17 protein-coding genes are annotated in these 20,347 nt (G+C 52.2%); 12 read left to right on the forward strand and 5 right to left on the reverse strand.

Going from position 1 to position 20,347, the window contains the following annotated elements:
- Positions 1 to 25: 25 nt before the first annotated feature.
- The gene (locus SD10_RS23650; RefSeq protein ID WP_046580043.1) at positions 26 to 1,567 is read right to left on the reverse strand and encodes a RagB/SusD family nutrient uptake outer membrane protein; all 1,542 of its coding nucleotides are present in this window, start codon (positions 1,565 to 1,567) and stop codon (positions 26 to 28) included.
- Positions 1,568 to 1,590: 23 nt separating this feature from the next.
- Positions 1,591 to 4,698 carry a SusC/RagA family TonB-linked outer membrane protein gene (locus SD10_RS23655; protein ID WP_046577279.1) on the reverse strand — a complete coding sequence of 1,036 codons (3,108 nt, stop codon included), beginning with the start codon at positions 4,696 to 4,698 and terminating at the stop codon, positions 1,591 to 1,593.
- 260 nt (positions 4,699 to 4,958) lie between these two features.
- On the opposite strand from SD10_RS23655, the gene SD10_RS23660 reads away from it, so the two are divergent.
- The 3 genes from SD10_RS23660 to SD10_RS23670 all read left to right on the forward strand — a co-directional run bounded on the left by SD10_RS23660 (position 4,959) and on the right by SD10_RS23670 (position 8,028).
- Complete coding sequence (locus SD10_RS23660) at positions 4,959 to 5,999, forward strand: metallophosphoesterase (RefSeq protein WP_046577281.1); 1,041 nt, start codon at positions 4,959 to 4,961, stop codon at positions 5,997 to 5,999.
- A 403-nt stretch (positions 6,000 to 6,402) separates the two neighbouring features.
- Entirely contained in the window at positions 6,403 to 7,560 is a 1,158-nt protein-coding gene (locus SD10_RS23665; protein WP_046577282.1) for a hypothetical protein, read from the forward strand.
- A 138-nt stretch (positions 7,561 to 7,698) separates the two neighbouring features.
- Positions 7,699 to 8,028 carry a hypothetical protein gene (locus SD10_RS23670; RefSeq protein WP_046577284.1) on the forward strand — a complete coding sequence of 110 codons (330 nt, stop codon included), beginning with the start codon at positions 7,699 to 7,701 and terminating at the stop codon, positions 8,026 to 8,028.
- 107 nt (positions 8,029 to 8,135) lie between these two features.
- On the opposite strand, the gene hemN is transcribed toward SD10_RS23670, so the two are convergent.
- Positions 8,136 to 9,512 (reverse strand): oxygen-independent coproporphyrinogen III oxidase, encoded by a 1,377-nt coding sequence (hemN, locus tag SD10_RS23675; protein WP_046577286.1) that lies wholly within the window; start codon positions 9,510 to 9,512, stop codon positions 8,136 to 8,138.
- Positions 9,513 to 9,647: 135 nt separating this feature from the next.
- On the opposite strand from hemN, the gene SD10_RS23680 reads away from it, so the two are divergent.
- From SD10_RS23680 to SD10_RS23715, 9 genes are all read left to right on the forward strand, one after another.
- A complete protein-coding gene (locus SD10_RS23680; RefSeq protein ID WP_046580045.1) occupies positions 9,648 to 12,119 on the forward strand; it encodes a heavy metal translocating P-type ATPase in 2,472 nt (823 codons plus the stop codon).
- 124 nt (positions 12,120 to 12,243) lie between these two features.
- Entirely contained in the window at positions 12,244 to 12,996 is a 753-nt protein-coding gene (locus SD10_RS23685) for an acyl-CoA desaturase (protein ID WP_046577287.1), read from the forward strand.
- Between the two features lie 128 nt (positions 12,997 to 13,124).
- Positions 13,125 to 13,301 (forward strand): cbb3-type cytochrome oxidase assembly protein CcoS, encoded by a 177-nt coding sequence (gene ccoS / locus SD10_RS29225; protein WP_082111680.1) that lies wholly within the window; start codon positions 13,125 to 13,127, stop codon positions 13,299 to 13,301.
- 17 nt (positions 13,302 to 13,318) lie between these two features.
- Positions 13,319 to 15,523, forward strand: a complete 2,205-nt coding sequence (ccoN, locus tag SD10_RS23690) for a cytochrome-c oxidase, cbb3-type subunit I (protein ID WP_046577290.1) — start codon at positions 13,319 to 13,321, stop codon at positions 15,521 to 15,523.
- A 2-nt stretch (positions 15,524 to 15,525) separates the two neighbouring features.
- Positions 15,526 to 15,711 carry a hypothetical protein gene (locus SD10_RS23695; RefSeq protein ID WP_046577292.1) on the forward strand — a complete coding sequence of 62 codons (186 nt, stop codon included), beginning with the start codon at positions 15,526 to 15,528 and terminating at the stop codon, positions 15,709 to 15,711.
- Positions 15,712 to 15,723: 12 nt separating this feature from the next.
- Positions 15,724 to 16,554, forward strand: a complete 831-nt coding sequence (locus tag SD10_RS23700; RefSeq protein ID WP_046577294.1) for a cbb3-type cytochrome c oxidase N-terminal domain-containing protein — start codon at positions 15,724 to 15,726, stop codon at positions 16,552 to 16,554.
- Between the two features lie 75 nt (positions 16,555 to 16,629).
- A complete protein-coding gene (ccoG, locus tag SD10_RS23705; RefSeq protein WP_046577296.1) occupies positions 16,630 to 18,075 on the forward strand; it encodes a cytochrome c oxidase accessory protein CcoG in 1,446 nt (481 codons plus the stop codon).
- 97 nt (positions 18,076 to 18,172) lie between these two features.
- A complete protein-coding gene (locus tag SD10_RS23710) occupies positions 18,173 to 18,616 on the forward strand; it encodes a FixH family protein (RefSeq protein WP_046577298.1) in 444 nt (147 codons plus the stop codon).
- A gap of 2 nt (positions 18,617 to 18,618) precedes the next feature.
- Positions 18,619 to 19,314: a sulfite exporter TauE/SafE family protein gene (locus tag SD10_RS23715; protein WP_046577299.1), complete on the forward strand. Its 696-nt coding sequence runs from the start codon at positions 18,619 to 18,621 to the stop codon at positions 19,312 to 19,314.
- A gap of 151 nt (positions 19,315 to 19,465) precedes the next feature.
- Here the strand turns inward: SD10_RS23715 and SD10_RS23720 are convergent, their stop codons facing one another.
- A complete protein-coding gene (locus SD10_RS23720; protein WP_046577301.1) occupies positions 19,466 to 19,879 on the reverse strand; it encodes a hypothetical protein in 414 nt (137 codons plus the stop codon).
- 5 nt (positions 19,880 to 19,884) lie between these two features.
- Positions 19,885 to 20,214, reverse strand: a complete 330-nt coding sequence (locus tag SD10_RS23725) for a thioredoxin domain-containing protein (protein WP_046577303.1) — start codon at positions 20,212 to 20,214, stop codon at positions 19,885 to 19,887.
- Between the last annotated feature and the right edge of the window lie 133 nt (positions 20,215 to 20,347).

A 20,347-nucleotide genomic window follows, 5' to 3' on the forward strand; every position in this document is an offset into this window, starting at 1 on the left:
AACACGATTGGCACTGCGCTTGGGATTAATAGCCTGGATTTTGCGTCAATAGTGGGTTAAGGCCCACTTCGGCGGCCGGGATGGGGAACAGCAGCCTGAACGGGGTAACAATCCGGCCATCCGACGGCAAATAATTCGCCTGCGCTTTGATTTTTTCTCCGAACGCATTCAGAGTCGCCACGGCGGTTCCGCTGCGCACCAGATCGTACCAGCGCTTATTTTCAAACGCTAGTTCCACCCGTCGTTCGTGCAAAATAACCTGGCGCAGGGTCGCTTGATCAGCGGCCTGGGCACTGGGCAAACCCACCCGGTTCCGCACGGCATTCAACGCAGCTAATGGCGATCTACCCTGCTCGTTTTGCGCTTCGGCCAGCAGCAACAGGGCCTCTGCATACCGGTAAATGGGAAAATTATCGGCCGAACCGGTGAGGGACGTCAACGGAGCGTGTAAATATTTTTTAATGTATGGCACGGCCACCTTGCCAGTGGGCGGAGTTGTATAGCCCACTACGCTTTTGAGGGCGGAGTAAGCAAATAAATTACTGGCGTTATACGTGCCTTCAGTAATACCGATAGACGCATCCAACCGTTTGTCCGACGGTTCGTATGCACTGATTAAATCAGGCGTAGGAGTATTAATTCCGCCCGCCCCGCTATTGTTAATGGCGATGCCCGTCAGCAGAGCGGTATTGGTACTGCGGGGCAGAAAATTAAACGACAACGTATTCGGCGTGGTGCCCGTTGTGGTACCATCCAGATACTGCACCTCGAAGAGCGACTCCTTGCTGTTTTTATTGGTCGGCAAAAACGCACTTGCGTAGTCTGGATTCAGGCCGTAGCCCATGGCGGGTAAGGTAGCCAGCAACGTTTCGGCTTCGGACCAGCGTTGTAACGTCACGAATACATCCGCCAGCAATACCGTTGCCGCCCCTTTGGTAGCCTCGCCCGTTTGGGGAAACTTAGCCGGTGGATTCAGTTCTTTGATGGCATCATTGGCATCCGCAATAATCTGTTGATACACCTGCTCGGTTGTCGCGCGGGGCAGAAACGCACTGTTGGCATCCTTTACTTCGTTCACAAACAGCGGCACTCCGCCAAACAACCGGACAAGTTTGAAATAGGCAAAGGCACGCAGGAATTTGCTTTGCCCATCGTAATTGTTTACAGAAGCGGCTGACAGTCCGGAGGCAGTTTTCAGCCGGGAAATAACAATATTGGCCCGTGAAATGATTTGGTAGAGAGACTGCCATTCGGCCGCCGTATACGAATTGGTGGCTCCGTCTTTAAAATCCGAAATGTTTTCCCGGAACACAAAGGCCGTACCCCGGTTAGACAGCACCGACTGATAGAACGTGTTATCCGAGCGCATTTCGGACACGTAAAAATCATTGTTCATCAGATCGAGCAGCGGAGCATAGGCGGCTGTTACGGCCTGCTTGAACTGCGCATCCGATTGGAAGTATGTATTATCGGTATAAGCAGCTTTGGGAGACAACTCCAGATAGTTTTGCTGACAGGCAGAAACCGTAAAACCCGCCACAAGGGCATATATGGCAATTTTTTTCATGTTGAGCAGAGGATAATAGGGCATTAATTAAAGGTTGCGGAGAGACCGATCGCGAAGGTTCGGGGAATGGGATACGCATTCTCGTCGACCTTCAGGCCCAGCGTTGCATCCTGACCCGCAAAGTTGATTTCGGGATTCATGCCCGTGTAGCCGGTTAACACCAGCACTTGCTGGACGGACGCATAGACGCGCAATCCTTTCAGCGCCGAACGATCGCTGAGGCCAACCGTATACCCCAGTGAGATGTTCTTGATGGTAAAATAGGTGGCGTTCTCTAACCACTGCGAATTCACACTCCGGCCCAGAGCGGTGGTGCCGGTTTTTGTGCGGGGGTAGATGCCCGAGCCGGGATTGTCAATCGAGCGCCAGCGGTCGGAAGCAGCAGCCAGAGGCACCCGCGACCCGTCCAGGTTAGTCTGGTACGCCCATTTAGCTGCATTTAACAGTTGGCCCCCAACCGAGAAGGCGGTGCTGATGCTCAGGTCAAACTTTTTATACGACAGGTTATTGCTGAATCCACCCGTGAAGGTAGGCGTCGGATTGCCAATGAACGTCCGATCATTGACGTCGTCAATCACCCCGTCGCCATTGATATCCTTTACTTTAATGGTGCCAATATCCGACAGGCCGTTGGGAGCGGTGGCCGTTGCCTGGTATTTAGCCGACTGGTCCAGGTCGGCGGCATCCTTGTAGAGCCCAAGAAATTCGAATCCGTAGAACTCGCCCAGGTGATGACCAACCTGATTACGAAAATAGTCCGAAGACACCGTATTGTTCCGACGAATATAGCCGGGATCTACTAACGCTTTGATCAGGTTGCGGTCAAATGACACGTTAAAACTGCTGTTCCAGCGGAAATCCGGCCGATTGATATTGACCGTATTCAGGGTTATTTCGTGTCCCCAGAAGGCGAGTGCCCCCACGTTGTCCAAAATAGACGTGAAGCCCGATGAGGTAGGCAGCGGCCGACTCTGAATAAGGCCATCCGTGTTCTTAAAATAGTAATCATACGTTAGGTTCAGCCGGTTGTTGAGTAATGTCAGGTCGAACCCCAGATCGACCTGACGACTCCGCTCCCAACGTAGGTTTGGATTGCCCAGATTACCAATGGTTGTGCCCTGCGTAACGACGTTGTTGAAGTTGTAGTAATAGTTAGACGTGGTTGACTGGGCTACGTAATTGCCAAAAAAGTTGTTACCCGTAATGCCGTAGCTCGCTCTCAGTTTCAGCAGGTTTATCTGCTTAAAGCGTTTCATAAAAGACTCATCGCTCACGATCCAGCCCGCCGATACGGAGGGAAAGTCGCCATACTGACGGCTGGTACCGAACCGCGATGAACCATCCCGCCGAAACGCTCCCTGGAGCAGATAACGCCCTTTGTAGCTGTAATTAAGCCGTAACAGCGTTGATAACAGGGAGTACGCCGTGTAGGTGCTACTACCCGTTACGCTGGTGGCCGCCGTCAGGTACGTGATGTCGTCATTGGGAAAACCCAGCCCGGAGAGTGAGTTGCTTTCCTGGGTGAACTTCTGGGCAGAATAGCCTGCCAGCAAGTTCAGATGATGATCGACCTTAAAATCGTGGGTATAATCCAGATACCCCTCGGCCGTATAGGAACCGTTATCGACAGCGCTGCTCGTGCCGTTGGGGTTGTTTACCGTCGAACTCACAATACCCGACTGGTAGTAATGCCGTATTTCGTTACCCTTGTCAATGCCCGTGTTGATTTTGACTTGCAGGCCTTTCAACACATCGTAGGTCAGGAACGCATTGCCTAAGATGCGGGTCGTTTTATAATCGTCGTTGGTTAGGTTGAACTGAGCCAGTGGATTGATATAAGCGACCATGCCCGGCGAATATGTGTCGCGGTTGTAGCTGCCATCGGGATTGTAGGGCGATTTTAGGGGACTGGCTTCGAAGATGCGCTCAAATAAACCGCCTACCCCGTCCGTCGACAGCCGGTTATTGTGGTCGATGCGGTAGCTGGGTGCCAGACTGAACCCCATTTTGATCCGCCCTTCCGCAATGGTCAGGTCTTTGTTCAACCGACCGCTGAACAAACGCGTACCCGTATTGACCAATACCCCTTGCTGTTCCTGATAGCCAAAGAGCGCGGTAGATGACGACTTTTCGGTAGCCGATTGTATCGTTAGGTCATAGTTTTGAATCGGGGCCGTTCGGGTCAATAGTTTGTACCAGTTCGTTCCCTCCCCGTATTGTGTCGGATCTTCATATTCGGCTGGGGTTACGGTGGATGGATTCTCGTACCGCCGGATGTCCTGGTAGCGCTCGTTCATAAACGTGGCATACTGACGGGCATTCATCACCTTTGGTGCCCGATTGTCGGGTAGTTTTTGTACCCCGTAGCTGGCATTAAACACAATTTTTGCGTCGCCCGCCTTTGCGTGTCTGGTCGTAATGAGCACCACGCCATTAGCCGCCCGGGAACCGTAGAGGGCCGTCGCCGAGGCATCCTTTAGCACACTATAACTTTCGATCTCATTCGGATTAATGTTATTGATGCTGCCAGTGATAGGCAACCCATCCACGACAAACAGGGGCTGATTATCGGAGTAAAAGGAAGCCGCCCCCCGAATCCGAAAGTCGACGCCCCGGCCGGGCTGGCCGCTGCTTTGCTGCACGGATACGCCCGCACTTTTTCCCTGAAGTTGCTGCGCAAACTGTTGCACCGGCATGTCCTGGAGCAACGACGCGTCCAGCGTAGCCACCGAACCGGTGATTTCCCGACGGCGCTGACGACCGTAGCTCACGGTTACCTCCTGCAGCTGATTGCCTTCGCCCGCCCCAAGTTGTATATCCACCACCCGTTCCGTAGCGGCATTTACGTTCACGGATTTCACTTCTTTCCGGGCGTATCCCACAAAAGTAGCCGCTACCGTATACGTGCCGGGGGCGATCGTCAGGCGGTACTGTCCATTGGCATCCGCCACCGATCCGATTTGCGTGCCGACAATTTGCACCGTAGCGCCGGGTAATGGTCCGGTATTATCAGACACTATGCCCCGAATGACACCGGTGGCTGACTGGGCATATACTGGATAAGATAGACCAATTAAGCTACAACTGAGAATTCCGAGTTTAATGAGTAGAAAAGAGAAAAGTTTTCGCATAAACTGAGTTGAGTAAATCAAGGGCAAGCCCAACGATGGACTGCTTTGAATCCGCAAACTTCGAAAATCAATATTTCGTCAGTATGAAGCTATTATTACCTTACTGTGAAGATGCCGTTGGATGGTTTATCAGGCGGACGGCAGCGTTTGACTCAAGGCCTCTTTCGTCGAACTACGCACGACTTGGTAAGAATTTACTTTTAACAATGAGTTAATATTAGGCGACTACTTTTGCAGCCAGTTTCACTCAATCGTTTGCTATGCGCTGTTCTTTATCTCACTATGTGATTACTTCCCTGCTGGGCGGGGCGCTGCTGGCAACAGCTACCCAGAGCGCCGGTCAAACTGCAACCGCTGAGGGACCTGTTCTGAACACGCCTGGCCCTCCGGCAACCGTCAAATCCGGCGACTTTTCCCTGGCCATTATTCCCGACACCCAGTACTACCTGGCGCAGGCGCAACTCGGTGGCACCTTCGACATGTTTAAAGCGCAGATTGAGTGGATTCAGAAAAATCAGGTGAAAGAAAACATCGCTTACGTAGCGCACATGGGCGACATAACAGAGCATGGCGATAACCCGGTAACCGCCCGCTCCGAGTGGTATCTGGCCAAAACGGCGCTGTATGGGCTTGAAAATCCGGTTAGCATTCCCTACGGTCTGGCCATCGGCAACCATGATCAGTTTCCCGCCCAACACGCCGTTACAGGGACAACCAATTTCTATAACCGCTATTTCGGAATCGACCATTTTGCGGGAAGACCCTATTACGGAGGACATTATGGAACGAATAACGACAGCCATTACGACCTGTTCTCGGCGGGTGGTCTTGAGTTTATCGTGCTATACCTGGAATTCGACGCGCATAATGAAGACCAAACGAACCTGTATGCCTGGGCCAATGATGTATTGAAAAAACATGCATCGCGCAAAGCAATTGTTGTGAGCCACTCACTGATTCACTTTAATCCGATAAAAGGGACCAATACGCCACAGGCACCCTTCAACGCTGAAGGCAAAGCCGTCTACGAAAGTCTAAAGGCCAATCCGAACGTATTTATGATGCTTTGCGGGCACGTGGGCGACAATGGAGAAGGCTATCGGACTGACGTTTATAATGGCCATACCATCAAGACATTTCTCAACGATTACCAGAGCCGCCCCAATGGAGGGCATGGTTTAATGCGCCTGTACAGGTTTTCCGTCAGCAAGAATGAGCTTAAAATAAAAACGTTTTCGCCTTATTTTAAGGAAGAAGAAACGGATGGCGATAGTCAATTCACCGTGCCCCTGTTTAATTAATGGTGGTACGTGTTCGGTAACAGCTTACCAGAACGTATGCCTGGTTGTATAGACGGAAATTCTTATTCCAGCTGATGCTGTTCGCAAGCCGTACCGACCGGGGCTGGGGTTGACTGGCTTGGGGCACTTAGCGGGGCACAATATCCTTCCAGCTACTGCCGGTCAGGGACGTTTCTGCGTACCATCCGCATCCATAATCCAGATGACACCATAGGGTTGAGACATAGTATCGCTCAAGGCTGCTTCTTTCTTGAAATCCTATTTGCCACTGCTCCACAGAACTGGTTCCCTCAGAATGTACACCCGTATCATTTGATGCTATTTTATCGGCTAGTTGCCTTATAGTAGTTGATATACAATGAATTACTGATTAAATTTTGCGCCTAGATTAATCAGTAATCACATGCAGCCACTCAGAGGACATAAGCAACCTAACAGGCAACCAAGCACAGGTAACACAAGACAGATCGCTCGTTTACCAGGGAAAAGTAGTGGATTATTGAAGGGGAATCGGGATAAGATCAATAGCTTAATTGATGAATATAACGCCAAGAGTGATCTGAATAAAAAATTGAAGATTCTGTTAAAAATTAGATCCTTGTACGATCCCTGGATAACAAAAATAAAAAACAAACTTTCTAAAAAAGAAGAGGACCCACACCTGACGGCTAAACTGAAGGAACTCAAAAAGTTTGGTTTGATTATTGAAGAGGAGGCCCATTCACTCAATAGCCAAACAATTAGCAACTCTGGAAACTCTATTCCTTTATTAAATTCAAATTTTGATGAATTTGAAGAAAAGATTGTGCTAGCTGAATACCCGGCCCAAAATCATTTCGGTGGTCACTTTGACTTTTCAGGAATGAATTGGGATGAAGACCTACCGGTGTCATCTGAACAATTACTCGTTAGAGAGTTACTAAATAAGGCAGGCCTGGCAGGTGCCAACAAAATAAACGATCAGGCACTGAGCCGGGAAAATGCCATCGCTTTCGTGCGTTTTTTCGAGGCTAATCCGAAACTGCTCACGATCATCAAGGAGATTTCTCTGGAAAACAACAAGGGTCAGGGGGGAGGATTACACAAAAACGGCAGCATTTACATAAATCCCGGCGAAGGCATAAAAGATTCATTTATGGGAATACTTGTCCATGAAATGGGACATGCTTCTTTGCAAAGGCTTTTAAAAATTACAGACCATCAGCAGATCGATACTGAAGATGGTAAGAAACTTGCCGAAGCGTGGAGCATACTTTGCCAGGATGAGCAAAACTTTTTTGGTCTTGACTTAGGCACTTATGACAAAGTCGAGTTCAGCGAAAAATATGCTCAAAAAAAGCCGCGACCACGCGATCCACAGGCTAGGCAAAAATACCAAAAGGATACGTTTATCGAGTTTGTGGCCGAATCATTTATGCACATGGCGCTGGTGCCAGAACTCTTAAAGGCTCATGTGAACAACATCCGAAATAATCCAGAAATTTCCTGGGAGGCAAAACAAGCTTGGGAGACAGCAATAGAAATACTGGAGAGGAATGGAAATAAACTCTTAGGCTTATAAACAGTAGATCTCGCGTAGCAAACCACCTCCCTGCCCATGCGCGACCAGATTATAATCAGCCTAAAAGCTAACCAGCGTCATGTAAGGGCCGGGCAACAGGCGGTTACTTTGCCCTGTCATTTAAACCGAACTAGACTCATGGCAACGCTCACACAACCCTCCGTATATACAACAAACCCGTCGTCAAACTGGCTTACGACTTATCAAAACTTCATTCATAAAGCCGAGTTCAACCGTATTGGCTGGGCGGCCACTGCCGTTGCCATTCAGGGCTGTATTCTGGCACCAGCGCTGTTACTGGCTATGTTTTACTTCGGCGGGGGCGACTGGCAGTTTCTGGTCGGGATGCTGAGTTTCATGCTCGTGCTGGTTCCGGTACTATCGGCCATGTCCGTCAAATACATCATACCGACGTTCGCGATCAGTGTGGCGATTCATGTGCTGATTATTTTGATCGATGTTCTGTAAGTAGAACCGAACATCCCCGACAGTATAAAGCCCGCAATTCATTGGATTGCGGGCTTTATACTGTCAGACTCCTGATATTCCAGTAGCGTACCAGACGAATGCATCCGTCAGACGGTCTGCGAAAACAACCTCGGTTGGGCCATACGGGCGTTCAGTTGAGCGTGGTTAAGCCGTTCGTCGAAAGCCATACAGATGTTGCGCAGAAACGGGCGGCCTTCGGCCCTGACACGCAAGCCTTCCGCATCGTAGTCCAGCAGACCGTCGAGCCGGAACGCTTCGAGCCGTTCAGCCAAGCGCGCCCACTCGCCCTTCGACCAACGGCCCAGATGCCAGCTCGTTTTACCCTGACACATGATGTTCAGAATTTGTCGACGTAGAAACTGGTCCTGCTCATCCAGCATATGACCCCGCAGCAAAGGCAGTTTGCCTGCCATGACCCTGGTCGTATACGCATCAACCTCTTTTTCGTTTTGCGCAAAAGCGGACCAGACATCGCCGATGGACGACGCTCCCAGACCGATCAGCACCTGCGTTTGAGTGGTGGTGTAGCCCATAAAATTGCGGTGTACGGTGCCGTTCTGCAGGGCCTGATAAAGTGGGTCGTGCGGCCGGGCAAAGTGGTCCATGCCAATCTCGACGTAGCCTGCCTCTTCGAGCAGGTCGCGGCCCGTTTCATACAACACTCGCTTCTGTTCACCCGACGGCAGGTCTTCGTCACGAAAGCCTCGCTGTCCATTTCCTTTAATCCAGGGAACGTGTGCGTAGGAATAAAACGCAATGCGGTCAGGATTCAGCACTAACGTTTTGTAGATCGTGTCTTCGATAGATTCGGGCGTTTGAAACGGTAGCCCAAACACCAGATCATGGCTCACGGACGTGTATCCAATGGACCGGGCCTGTTCCGTTATGTACCGAACATTCTCGGCCGGCTGAATCCGGTGAATGGCCTTCTGCACCGTCGGATCGTAGTCCTGAACGCCAAAACTGATCCGACGGAATCCAAAAGTATAAAGTACATCCAGGTGTTCGGCGGTGGTATTGTTCGGGTGACCTTCCCAGCCATAATCGGGCATGTCCGTCGGATCAGCCCGGCGAAACAGGCCAGTCAGCAAACGACGGAGTTGTTCCGGAGCGAAAAAGCTTGGCGTGCCTCCCCCAAAATGAAGTTCGGCAAGACGTGGACGACTGGGCAACAGGTTGCAATACAGATCCCATTCGGCAAGCAGGGCATCTATGTACGGCTCTTCAACGCGATGATTTTTGGTAATTCGCTTGGTACAGCCACAAAACGTGCAGAGGCTTTCGCAGTAGGGCAAATGCACATACAGGCTGATGCCCTTCGTATTGTTTGTGGCCTTAAAAGCCCGGTTCAGGTTGGTGGTCCAGGCAGCTTCGCTGAAGGTAGTCTCGTCCCAGAACGGAACGGTCGGATAGCTGGTGTACCGGGGACCAGGAACATTATATTTCTGAATAAGCGTGTGCATGCGGTGTTTGGCCTTGATCGGGCAAAGATGGGTGGCCTTCGCGGGAACCGTGCTGAGCCCTATCAGTTCCGAAGCTGATGGTTGTCAGGGCACAGGATGGCAGGTGGTGTCAACTTGCCATCAAATTTCACGACCATGCCCACGACCTCGGTACCTATAACCAGTTGTTACCACTGCGGCAACGACTGCACTGCGCATGACCTCTGCGTTGACGACAGGCACTTTTGTTGCGACGGGTGTAAGACCGTGTACGAGATTCTGAGTGCCAATCAGCTTTGCCAATATTATGACCTCAACACGCGGCCGGGCCAGACGCCCAAACAGATTGCCCGAATGGCTTTTCTGGACCTGCCCGATGTGCTGCGTCAACTGGTGGAATTTACGAACGAAAACATCACAATCGTTACGTTTTACATCCCGACGATCCATTGTAGCTCCTGTCTTTGGTTGCTGGAGCACCTTTATCGGCTGAACCCAGCCATCCGGCAGTCACGTGTTGATTTTCTTAAAAAGCAGGTTCATATAACGTTTGCCACGGCTGAGCTATCGCTCCGTGAACTGGCCGAATTACTTACCTCGCTAGGCTATGAGCCACTTATCAGCCTGAGCGATGTCGTGCAGCAACAGCAGGCGCCAACCTACCGCCCCCTGCTTTACCGGCTGGCGGTGGCAGGCTTCTGCGCGGGCAACATCATGCTGTTCAGCTTCCCCGAATACCTCGGCCTCGATGATCCATCATTCAGGCACTGGTTCGGGATCATTAATTTGCTCCTGGCAACACCTGTCGTGTTTTATTCTGGGTCGGGCTATTTTGAGTCCGTCTGGCGAAGCTTGCACCGGGATGTTCGGCGCGGGCTCATCAACATCGACTTTCCTATTTTGCTGGGCATCCTGGTGGCGTATTGCAGAGGCACGTATGAAGTCTTTGCCCTCAATGGGGCGGGTTATTACGATTCTGTGGCGGGGCTGATTTTCTTTCTGCTTTGTGGCAAGTGGTTTCAGCAACGAACCTACGATTTCCTTTCATTCGAGCGCGATTACAAGGCGTACTTTCCTCTGGCCGTTATGCGCCTGAAAACAGACCTGGAAGGAGTTGGTGCTCAACGCTCCTCGTCCGACGCTGAAACACCCGTCCCGGTAGCCGATTTGCAGAAAGGTGATCATATCCGTATTCGCCACGGTGAATTAATTCCGGCAGATGGTATGCTGTATCGTGGTAGGGGCATCGTTGACTACTCCTTTGTAACGGGCGAATCCGAACCGGAGCATAAGGAACCAGGCACGTTATTGTTCGCAGGAGGGCGGCAACTGGGCGAAACCATTGACATAGAGATTGTCCGGGAAACCTCGCAAAGCTACCTAACCCAGCTCTGGAACAACGACGCCTTCCGAAAGGCCGACGGTGACAAGTTCGCCACATTTGCCGACTACGTAGGCAAGTATTTCACTCTGACGGTACTCAGCCTGGCGACCCTCACTGGTCTATACTGGTACGCCTATCGGGGCGAGGTCAGCACGGCAGTCAACGCCTTTACGGCGGTGCTAATCGTGGCCTGCCCCTGCGTGCTGTCGTTGTCTTATCCGGTTGCGCTGGGGCATGGCCTGCGGCTATTGGGTAAGCAAAAATTTTACCTAAAAAACGCGGATGTCATCGAACAGATGGCCGCCTGCGATACCATTGTGCTGGATAAAACGGGTACCCTCACAACGGCTACTGAGCAAGCAACCGAACGAACAGGCACCGGTCCGATAAGCGTTGCAGAAGACTTTTCACCGGCACTAACCGATTTTGAACGGGCGCTGGTGCTATCGGTAGTACGCCAGTCGGCTCACCCGCTCAGCCGCCGGTTGACGGCTTATTTTAGTTCTGTGCATCCACTGCCGACCGAAGGCTTTACGGAACTGTCCGGACAGGGTGTGCAGGCACTGGTGGATGACTGGATGGTAAAGTTGGGGCGACTGAATTTTGTTGGAGCTGATCCGTCAGCACAGAAAGCGACAGGTGTTGTGGTTCATCTTAGCATAGAAGGTCATTATCGGGGCTGCTTTCACTTTCCAGCCCAATACCGCCCCGGCATTGACACGATGCTGGCAGACTTGAGCAAGACACATGAACTTCACCTGCTTTCGGGTGATAACGATGCCGCAAAACCGCAACTGCTGCGCTGGTTCCGGAATGACCGAATGGTGTTTGAGTGTACCCCTCAACAGAAGCTCGATGTGGTGCGACGGTTGCAGGCTGAAGGTCACCGTGTACTAATGGTTGGCGATGGCCTGAATGATGCCGGTGCGTTGAAACAGGCCGACGTGGGCATTGCGGTAACAGGGGATACTATCCAGTTTACACCCGCCAGCGATGGTATTCTGGACGCGTCGGCGCTGCGTGAGCTACCCCGATTTCTGCGGTTCAGCCGGTTCGGGATGCAACTGATCCGGTTTAGCTTTTGCGTATCACTACTCTATAATTTCGTCGGTCTGAGCTACGCTCTGACAGGCCATCTTTCTCCGATTGTAGCGGCCATTCTGATGCCACTTAGTTCAACGACTATGGTTCTCATCGGGACGCTCGGTATGCGGTGGTGGGCTGCTAAAAAACTGAGTGCTTAACTCCGAACCATCAATTAGAAATCTTTGAGCCAAACCTGATTGGCTTCATACGTCGGCCTGACGCTCATCATGGTATCGGCAACGGGCCTGACTCAATTTTGTGCTACTACTTTCTGCTTCTTCCATGCTTATTATTCTTACGTTTTTCTTCTGTCACTGGTATCTCTCGATTTTCACCCAAACCTTTTTTCTGCATCGTTACGCGGCTCACCAGATGTTTGTCATGAGCCCTCGCTGGGAAAAATTCTTTTACATCCTGACGTTCATTGGCCAAGGGTCGTCATTTCTGAGTCCCCGTGCTTACGGCATCATGCACCGCCTGCACCACGCCTATGCCGACACGGAAGATGACCCGCACTCGCCTTCCTACGCCAAAGGATTGCTCGATATGATGTGGAAAACGCGGATATTTTATAACGACATCCTCAACAATCGCGACCATATCGAACCAAAATTTAAAAAGGGCGTGCCAAACTGGGCGTTCATGGAATGGCTCGGCGACCGCTGGCCGGTACGTCTGGCGTGGGGAACAGCGTATACGCTCGTCTATATTTTTTATGCGCCCTCGGCCTGGTGGTTTGCGTTGTTGCCGGTTCACTACCTGATGGGGCCAATCCACGGAGCCATCATCAACTGGTACGCGCACCGTTACGGCTACGTAAATTTCCCCGTGAACGACACGGCCAGAAACCTGCTACCGGTTGATTTTCTGATGATGGGCGAGTCCTATCACAACAACCATCATAAGTTTGGGGGCCGGGCCAATTTTGGCGGCTTCCGCTGGCACGAATTCGATCCGACCTATCCCATTATACGCCTGCTGAACCGCCTAAGGATCATCCGACTAAAGGTCAATAACGATTTAAAATACATGTAGTTGGGCGATGTTAGCCCTAGACCCGCTCATGTCATGGCCTGCCTGAATTCTATCAGCCCGTTAACTGACATTCCTCATAAAACGCCGATTTGAATAGCCGCACCTTTGATTCATCAAATCGTCAGGCTATGCACATTATTTTCTTCATGATCGGCGTCAGCCTGTTGATGGCACTGGGTTTTCTGGGCGCCTTTTTCTGGGCCATGAAAACCGGCCAGCAGGACGATCTCTACACACCGTCGATGCGTATGCTGCTGGACGACGAAACACCCGTAACCCCTGAAACCGAACCTACCGTACTTTAATCACCTCTTTGTTTGCCATGAATGTCTCGTTTAAACCACCCGTAACCAGTATCTCGTCCGACCGCGAGGCCATCGGAAAGCGACCTCCAGGGGCCGGAGCGCCGGTGGAGTATTTCGCTTATGACAACCGGACCGTCCGCAACTTCGCGGTGGCCACCATTATCTGGGGACTCGTTGGGATGCTTGTCGGCGTCCTGATTGCCAGTCAGTTGTTTGCGCCATCGGCCAACCTGGGCACCCAGTATACCACGTTCGGGCGCATTCGACCCCTACACACCAACGCCGTCATTTTCGCTTTTGTGGGTAACGCCATTTTTATGGGCGTATATTACTCGCTGCAGCGGCTCTGTAAAACACGGATGTTTTCTGATCTGCTCAGCAAAATTCACTTCTGGGGCTGGCAGGCCATCATCGTTGCGGCAGCCATTACCCTGCCGCTGGGGATGACAACCTCCCACGAATACGCCGAACTCGAATGGCCCATCGACATTGCCATTACGCTGATCTGGGTGGTATTCGGCGTCAATATGTTCGGTACCATCATCAAACGCCGGGAGCGCCACCTGTACGTAGCCATCTGGTTTTACATCGCTACGTTCGTGACGGTGGCCGTGCTGCACATTGTCAACTCGTTCGAGATGCCAGTGAGCCTGTTCAAAAGCTATTACCTCTATGCCGGCGTTCAGGACGCTCTGGTGCAGTGGTGGTACGGACACAATGCCGTGGCCTTTTTCCTAACGACACCGTTTCTGGGGCTCATGTATTACTTCTTGCCCAAGATGGCCAACCGCCCGGTGTACTCGTACAAACTATCGATTCTGCACTTCTGGGCCTTGATCTTCATCTACATCTGGGCAGGCCCTCACCATTTGCTGTACACCTCGCTACCCGACTGGGCACAGTCGCTGGGGGTTGTGTTCTCGATCATGCTCATTGCGCCGTCGTGGGGTGGTATGATCAATGGGCTGCTAACCTTGCGCGGTGCCTGGGATAAGGTTCGGGAGGATGCCATTCTGAAATTTATGGTCGTGGGGCTAACGTCCTATGGCATGGCCACCTTCGAGGGGCCGATGCTCTCATTGAAGAACGTCAACGCCATTGCCCACTTCACCGACTGGATCGTAGCACACGTGCACGTGGGTGCCCTGGGCTGGAACGGCTTCCTGGCCTTCGCCATTTTGTACTGGCTCATTCCGCGCATGTACCACACCCCCATTTACTCGAAGAAGTTGATGAATATCCACTTCTGGATCGGTACACTGGGTATTCTGTTCTATGCGGTGCCGATGTATATCTCGGGTTTCACGCAGGGAATGATGTGGAAAGAATTTACGCCCGAAGGCGTTCTGAAATACCCCAGTTTCCTCGAAACGACGCTCCAGGTTTTACCGATGCACCAGATGCGGGCGCTGGGCGGTACGTTCTACCTGCTCGGGGCTATTCTGATGGCATACAACCTCTTCAAGACGATGGCCGCCGGAACACTTGTTGCCAACGAAGCCGCCGAAGCGCCCGCGTTACCAAAGGCGTATACGCCCACGGGCTCGGATACTTACTGGCACCGCTGGTTTGAACGGAAGCCCTTCCCCCTGCTGGTTGGTTCGCTGGTGGTGATTCTAATTGGTTCTTTAGTCGAGCTGATTCCGACTTTTATGGTGCAGTCGAACGTGCCGACCATTGCTTCAGTCCAGCCCTATACGGCACTCGAAGTGCAGGGCCGCGACCTGTACATCCGGGAAGGCTGCGTCAACTGCCACAGCCAGATGGTCCGTCCCTTCCGCTCTGAAACCGAGCGTTATGGCGAGTACTCGAAGGCGGGCGAGTTCGTGTATGACCACCCGTTCCTGTGGGGCAGTAAGCGCACGGGTCCGGATCTGCACCGCGAAGGCGGCAAGTACCCCGACTCCTGGCATTATCACCACATGCGCGATCCGGCGTCCATGTCGCCCGGCTCGATTATGCCGCCGTATGCGTGGCTGCTGGAGCAGAAACTGGACATATCGACGACGTCGGATAAGCTGCGGGCACTGAAGAAAGTAGGTGTTCCCTACGACGATCAAACCATCGACTATGCCAACGAGGCCCTCATGAAACAGGCTGACCTAGTCAGTGGCCGACTGGCGAAAGAAGGCATCAAGGTCAAATCAGACCGCGAAATCGTCGCGCTGATTGCCTATCTGCAACGACTCGGTACAGACATTAAGAAAATGGAATCAAACTAGCCATGTTTAAGCAATTCATATCCACTGTTCCGGGGGCGGACGTCTACATGATCGGCTCGTTCCTGACATTTTTCTTCTTTTTCATGCTGGTGGGTTTGTACCTGCTCATTGCGGATAAGGGGCATATCCAACGCATGGGCCGCCTGCCCCTGGACGAATCGACCGATGCCGGAGCGCCAGTACTTTAATTCCTTCCTGATATGAACCTGTTTCTAACCAACCTATTCGATCCGGCCGCTGGCTCATCCATCTGGACCCTCCGTTCGGGCGAGGACCTGCTGTGGGTAGTTATCCTCTTTCTGATTGCTGCGGGAGTCGGCCTGATGCTCGTCGCAACCTTGTACTTAGCCTATATTTTACGGCAGGCACTTGGGCCGCAAGAAGTCGCCCGCCCCGTCGACACCCGCTCGTCCTGGCAGCGGTGGGCAGGCCTGCACACGCTCAGCAGCGAGAGTGATCTGGTGATGGAACACGCCTACGATGGGATTGCTGAACTGGACAACCCAACACCGCCCTGGTTTATGGGCCTGTTCTACGGTACCATCGGCTTTGGGGTTGTGTACCTATTAGTTTTTCACGTGATCGGTTCCGGCAACATCATGGAGCAGGAGTATACGCAGGAAGTAGCCGTTGCGGATAAGCAACGCGAAGCCTACCTGAAACTGGTGGCAGGAAAGGTCAACGAAAACAATGTGACCCGGCTCACCAATGCAAAGGATATTGACGGCGGAAAGGCGCTTTTTGTTCAGTATTGCACCGCCTGCCACGGCCAGAATGCCGAAGGCAAAGTGGGACCAAACCTGACCGACGAGTACTGGCTGCACGGCGGTTCGGTTAAGGCTGTTTATCATACCATCAATGAGGGCGTCCCTGAAAAGGGCATGATTTCCTGGAAGAAACAACTTAATCCGTTGCAAATTCAGCAGGTGGCCAGCTATGTTCTTTCGCTACAGGGATCGAAACCAGCGGGTGCCAAAGAGCCGCAGGGTGACAAAGTAACACCCGAAAGCCCTTCCGTAGCGGCTCGTTAAGCCTGACGCTCAACGAAACGCAGACCTGGCAAAGCTCAGTGTCTTTTCGCGCACCTTCATGCAACGACCAATCCCATGACGACGGAATTTAACGACTTCGAAACACCCGTTGATGCCTACAGGCAAAAGCATGCACCCAAGCCTGACATGACGGGCGGCAAGCGGCAGTGGCTTTATCCACGTGTGGTTAAGGGTCGTTACTACCGCTGGCGGACGCTGGTTGCCTGGGTATTACTGGCGCTGTTCTTTGGCGGCCCGTTCCTAAGTCGCGATGGGCAACCGCTGTTTCTGTTCAATGTACTGGAACGAAAATTCAACTTTTTCGGCGTTACGTTCTGGCCACAGGATTTCCACCTTGTGGCCATCGGAATGCTGGCGTTCATCGTCTTCATCTCGCTCTTTACGGTCGTTTATGGCCGGGTGTGGTGTGGGTGGGCCTGTCCTCAGACGGTTTTCATGGAAATGGTATTCCGGAAAATTGAAACGGCAATCGAAGGAGATGCTAATACCCGTAAACGACTCGATGCCGCTCCCTGGACAACGGAGAAACTCTTAAAGAAGGGCACTAAATACACCGTCTTCTTTCTGATCTCGTTCGTTATCAGCAACACGTTTCTGGCGTATATCATCGGGAAAGATGAGCTGCTGCAAATCATCACCGACGACCCCATGAACCACCTCGGCGGGTTGATGGCCATCCTGATCTTTACGGGCGTATTCTATGCAGTTTTTGCCTGGCTGCGCGAAATTGTCTGCACCACTATCTGCCCGTATGGGCGTCTGCAGGGCGTCCTGCTCGACCGAAAATCGGTAGTGGTTGCCTACGATGACCGGCGTGGCGAACCACGTGGAAAGATGCAGAAGCCAACAGCCATTAACCACACATGGCAACCCCTGTCTTTTGCGCCAAAAGGAGACTGCATCGACTGTAAACTTTGCGTACAGGTTTGCCCTACCGGCATCGATATTCGCAAGGGTATCCAAATGGAGTGCATCAGTTGTACCGCCTGCATCGATGCCTGCGACGAGGTAATGGACAAAATTGGTCGTCCGCAGGGACTTATCCGGCATGATTCGCTGGAGGGTATTCAAACCCGTAAACCGTGGCGTTTTTCGGGACGAATGATGGCCTACAGTCTCGTACTACTCCTGATTATGGGCGTGTGGGGCTATTTACTAGCCGGGCGCACCGATCTGGAAACGACCATACTTCGGGCACCGGGGCAGTTGTTTCAGCGCGAATCGGGTGGACGGATTTCGAACCTTTATCTGGTCGAAGTAGTGAACAAAACGCATCACACCCGACCCGTAACCTTTCGGGTGACGTATCCCGGCGCTCAGTTGAAGATGGTGCAACCCCTCGTGCGGGTGCCCGCCGACGAACTGGCCAAGGGTATGTTATTCATCTTGCTGCCCGAAAAGGCTATCCATCAAAACAGCACTCATCTAGAGATCGAAGTCCTTTCCGAAGGTGTCGTACTCGATAACATTAAAACAACCTTTCTGGGACCAATTCAATGAGTGAAAGAGCGAATAGCTGCCAGCTGCCGCCTGCCACAAGTCGTTCCTTCATTCGTTCTTTCGCTCATTCACACTTTCACTCTTTCACTCATTGCGTATGAACTGGGGCAAAGCCATACCACTTGTTTTCATTCTGTTTGCTGGTTTCATAGGCACGATGGTGTTTCGGATGAGCAGCCAGCGCATCGATCTGGTACGCGAGGACTACTACCAGGACGAGCTTACCTATCAGCAACACATCGACCGAGTCAGTAACGCACACCATACCAGACAGGGCCACACGAACTCCTCTATCGCCATGATGTATCAATCCGATCAGCAGCAGGTCGTTTTTGTCCTGCCCGATACCTTTAAAAAAGGCAAGATTACGTTTTATCGCCCTGCCGACCGCCGTGCAGATTTTCAGGTTCCGATTGTGCCGACCCATTCGGTTCGGCAGGTGGTTCCAACCAAAACGCTCGCGAAAGGGTACTGGCGGGTACAATTTACCTGGTCGGACGGGCGGCAGGACTATTATACAGAAGAACAGCTATTTATATAACGATGTCACCCTGGCTGGTTACCGCGCTCCTGACGGGGCTGATCAGCAGCCTGCACTGCGTGGGCATGTGTGGACCTTTGGTCGCGGCTTTACCCGTTGGTCGCCTGCCTTACCCGAAGCGCCGACTAGCCATTGGCCTATACCATGCCAGCCGCATAGCAACCTATAGCGCGCTGGGCACATTGGCAGGCACAATGGGTTTCGGTTTGCATATGCTGGGCTGGCAACGCCCCCTTGCCATTTTTTGCGGGATTGTGCTGCTGGTCGGTTCGGTCTGGCGAAGTGGTTGGGCCACGGGATTACGCTGGGCGTGGTTTAATCGTTGGGTAACGACTTCCTTTGGGCAGCACTTGCGCCAACCGGGCTGGGCAGGTTTCGCCGGATTGGGCGTTTTGAACGGCCTGTTGCCCTGCGGATTTACGTACGTAGCGCTGGCCGGAACGCTGACTACACAAACGCCATTGGCGGGGGCTACATACATGCTGCTTTTCGGGCTAGGTACACTCCCGGCCCTGCTGAGCGTTAATGCCCTGGCAGCTTGGTTAACCACAGTGGGTCGCAGGCGATTGAACCGGGTGTTATCCGTTGCTACGGTCGTTGTTGGTCTGCTGCTTATCGGACGGGGTCTCGTAACTTACCAATTTCCCAGTCAACCTTCAGTGAGCATTCCTGTCTGTCATGGTGTACTGACAAAATAAAAAGCGTCAGGTTTGAGAGCCTAACGCTGATGATTGGCTTAGTCTGTGACTGTGGCCAACACTTACCTGATGCCTACTTTTAGCAGACTTCACCCCCTCGAAGCAAGTTAGCTGAAACGCTGGGATGACGCTTGTTTCTGAGATGAATGCCTTAAAGCAGATTCAGCGTCATCATACCTGACAGAAACTGGATACAGTCGGCTTTGATCCGTTCAAATTCATCCGTCACCGTTGTGATATGGTGTTCCAACGCAACGGACAGACCAAAATGCAGATCATAACAGGCCCTGTTTTGTGTGGCAGTTCCGCAGTTTAGTCCCTCGCAGACGAAGTCACGATGCAGCCAGTTCAAACGCGTCCGTAAATTGTTCAGCTTGCGATAGTATTCCACAGCCGAGTGGCGCAGACTGCGGTAGTTATAACGGTTCAGGACGTCAAGCAGTAGCGTTTGGAGCTGGTCGATTTCTTCGGTTTGCCGACCAATGGCCTGTTGCTGATCCTGGTAGCCCGACCGACAGGCAGGTAAGGTGAGTGCATCCGATTGCCAAAGAGATGTGTGATTCATAGGGTTTAATCGGTAAGGTTTCTGAAAATAGATTGCCCAAGCCGGGCACTTAACTGCTGAAGGAGTTCCGGCCCGTCAATGCTGCCCGTGTGCCGCCATAATTCGAGTCCACGCTGGAGCAGCACAAACGAGGGCTGCGCCGTGAACTCGAAACTACTAACCACTTCGGGATGAGTCGTTTCGGTAATACGCATAATCCGCACGGCCGGGTTAAGCACCGACCGGGTTTTTTCTACCAATTGGTCCACCTCGGCCCGCTGGGTCAGAGTCGCTGGCGTAAAGACCAGCAGCACGGGTAGCTGAACCGGCGTCAGCAACGAAGAAGGGGATATCATGACAACAAATTAGTTTACCGCTGTAAAGTTGCGCTGGTTAATGCCGCTAACCCGTGAGCCGGATCACATGATAAACTGATTTTTGTCAGTCGAAACAACGACGGTTCGTGTTAATTTTACCCGTTGAAATTCG

The sequence above is a fragment of the Spirosoma radiotolerans genome (genome assembly GCF_000974425.1).
In the GTDB taxonomy this organism is placed as follows: Bacteria; Bacteroidota; Bacteroidia; order Cytophagales; family Spirosomataceae; genus Spirosoma; species Spirosoma radiotolerans.